This is a genomic window from Vibrio sp. 10N.222.49.A3 (assembly GCF_041475145.1).
Taxonomy (GTDB): Bacteria; Pseudomonadota; Gammaproteobacteria; order Enterobacterales; family Vibrionaceae; genus Vibrio; species Vibrio tasmaniensis_A.
The window spans coordinates 1-2,897 of the sequence record NZ_JBFRVM010000109.1 but is presented as its reverse complement, the minus strand read 5'-3'; the positions used below and the strand labels follow the sequence as shown (position 1 = coordinate 2,897).

Here is a 2,897-nt window from a genome sequence, read left to right as displayed (position 1 = left end):
GAGTAGTAGCTCTAGCTCATTTCTGCCCCATTGTTAGATAGACCTTTTACTCATTCACATCCTGTTCATGGGGTTTTGCCCTACTAGAAGTTATCCATTCTTCTAATGCTGTTCGTCGTTAATCCCCGTGTTGTATCACGGGGGTAAATTCGACCTACCTATCAGCACTCACACTACCCATCTCTTGTTGCAAGCTTGCGCGCTATTTCCTTACTCTCGTGCTAGACCAAATAATTCTATTTTTTCGACTCAACCATCTTATCTGTAATGATAAATTATTGTTTATAAAGGCTTATCATGATTAGAATAACGCACGTTAAAAACTAAACTGAAGTTACTTTTAGGAATGTCCTAAAAAGCACTCGAGGAGCTTAGAATTGGAAGTGAATTTTGAGAATGGAAAACTGTCATCTTTATATTTCCATGAGTTATTTTGGTTAGCCAGTTCAATCGTTAGCAAATCTGAAAAGTTGTTTGAAGATAGCAAGGTTCCTGATTCTGGTTACTTGATTCAAGTTAGTCCGGAACTTCACTCCCTTATCGCTTCGATCTTATCTGACGCTGCGAATATTAAGAAATTACTGGTTACACCAAGTGTCAAGCTTAAAGGCGAATCTGGGGCTCAAGCAAGGCTAAGAAAAGAAAGAGTCAAACATTTGAATGAAGCTATTGCACCAATTGAACCAAAAGAACTTTTCAATCATAAAGTGAGAAACACTTTAGAGCATTTTGACGAATACTTAGACGAAGCGAATGCCAAATTAACCAAATCTTCGAAAGTTCCATCTCCAATGGCCGCATATAACATGATACTTTCCCATTGGGAGGCATTTTCACCAAGGGTGTATCCCGTACGACTTTACGTTTCGTCTGAAAGGACATTTTACAATATGAAATGGAGTGTAAATATCGGTGAATTACACTGTGAAGCAAAAGAGATAGTTGAGAAACTTTCAAAATTGCCGAGCCTCGGTGGTAATGGAGAAATAGGTGCATTAATGCTTCGGTTAGACAAATAGCGAGCAGTTTGCTCGAATCGGCTACATAAAAGCTGTACGTACATGAGAACTTTCAGTGATGAAAAAATATAAGTTTATATCAACACTTCGTTACCTATCGATTTCTGAACCAATTGATTACTGGTTGACTTTGGTACCAGGCATTAACATTACAAACGACAAGAGCCTAATTTCCGAAATCATCGATAACGAGTTTAGGGATGTCGCTGGCATCATCGAATACAATCATTTCATAAACGCAGAGAACATCGTTTATTGTGAAATCGATGATTCAATTTTTACTAAAGGTGAAAATAGCCACCAAGCTTTATACACCTGGTTATGTTGGTTGAAAATGCTGCTAAGTGATCTTTGGCTTTTAAAAGATAATGCTGTGATTTGTGAATCAGCTTTTTGTAAGTTCACAGACGGAGAACATGAAGAATGGAGCAGCAACTACTTAACTACCCCTGCATATTTTAGCTCAGGGACTTCATTTCAAAATACAGATATGACAATGAAAGAGTTAATCCAGTGGGATGAAAAAAGCTGTCAAGTTCAATCTTATTTGTGTAAGTCTAGATCGACATTCATGGATTCATTCACCAATACAAAGTTTTCGCGCATTGGTCGAAGCATGAGGTTCATTCAAGCAGCTGCTCGCGAGATGCACCCTGCAGTGAAAATTGCTCATTACTGTAGTGCCTATGAAAGCTTGTTCTCTACAGATAACTCCGAGTTAACTCATAAATTATCTGAGCGTGTAGCTTTTTTTCTAAAAGACTTTGGTTTTGATCCAATAGAAGTATTTGATGACCTGAAGTTGTTCTATGGAATTCGTTCTAAAGTTACTCACGGTGATACTTTGAAGTCTAACAAAGAGCAAGACTTACCAGAAATGAGCGAAAAGTGTGATAGTTACTTACGTACGATTCTGAATATCATCATTAACGATGATGAACTAGTTGCTCTATTTGATGGAAAAAAAGAACCGTTTGAGAAATTTTTTAAGAGTAAGTTATTTATGGCAAATTAGAATTTATATAGGAGCGTTCCTCACACTCTATTAGTTCTACCGCAAAAAAGCCGAACCCTCTCGATAAAGGTTCAGCTTCTTTCTCCTTGATATGACCAAAAAGGAGGACTGGCTAATGCACTAAACAAGGTTCATTCTACTAAACAGGGTCTATCTTTGCGCCAGTCAAGGTAACCATAACAGCAAAAAGTCATCGAGTTAGCCAATGTTTTTTAGACTTTGAATTCGTATTGATAAAACCATACTTTTCTAATTCTATTTTTTGATATTGGCGATTGCCCTAGCAAGTCCTAACAAGTGCGTAGAAGTCTTTATCTCTAACTCTGATTGGATTCCTAGCAATGCTATTCCTGCCAATATTTGTTGTGGTCTCACAACTTGGCCTGTCGGCAGCTCCATTCTGTCGTAGAGCATTTTAAACTGTTCCCAATCTTCACTAATGCTTAGTTCCCGACCTTTGGCCATTCTCATGAGCCTTTTACACTCTGGAGGTATTGGGTTTCCTTCATCCCAACCTGTGACAGTTCTCACAGATTTAAAACAGAGTTCAGCGACCTCTTCTTTGGTCATTTGGCATTCTAATTCTCGAAAAATGTAATTCTTACTCATTTCGAGATACTTCACAGATAAAACCTCTAAATACAAGAGGTTGCACCGTATTGATAAGATATGCACCATTGAACATAAGCAGACAAAGTGCGCACTGTACGAAGGCGTACTAATTGGCAAATTTGCCTTATAAAAAGTTATTCATTAATCGCTAATGTTAGAATTCCTGAAACGCATTTATGTCCAAAACCTTCACAGGCTGAATTTTTACCTATGGCAATCATTAGAGTAGTAGCTGTGATTACCGAGGGAGG

3 protein-coding genes are annotated in these 2,897 nt (G+C 37.9%); 2 read left to right on the top strand and 1 reads right to left on the bottom strand.

The annotated features are described in order from the left end of the window. Positions 1-383 precede the first annotated feature (383 nt). A complete protein-coding gene (locus tag AB4589_RS17985) occupies positions 384-1,019 on the top strand; it encodes a hypothetical protein (RefSeq protein WP_231904582.1) in 636 nt (211 codons plus the stop codon). Positions 1,020-1,077: 58 nt separating this feature from the next. Next, complete coding sequence (locus AB4589_RS17980; protein ID WP_372101343.1) at positions 1,078-2,034, top strand: hypothetical protein; 957 nt, start codon at positions 1,078-1,080, stop codon at positions 2,032-2,034. Positions 2,035-2,289: 255 nt separating this feature from the next. On the opposite strand, the gene AB4589_RS17975 is transcribed toward AB4589_RS17980, so the two are convergent. Then, a complete protein-coding gene (locus AB4589_RS17975) occupies positions 2,290-2,658 on the bottom strand; it encodes a regulator (protein ID WP_231904581.1) in 369 nt (122 codons plus the stop codon). Between the last annotated feature and the right edge of the window lie 239 nt (positions 2,659-2,897).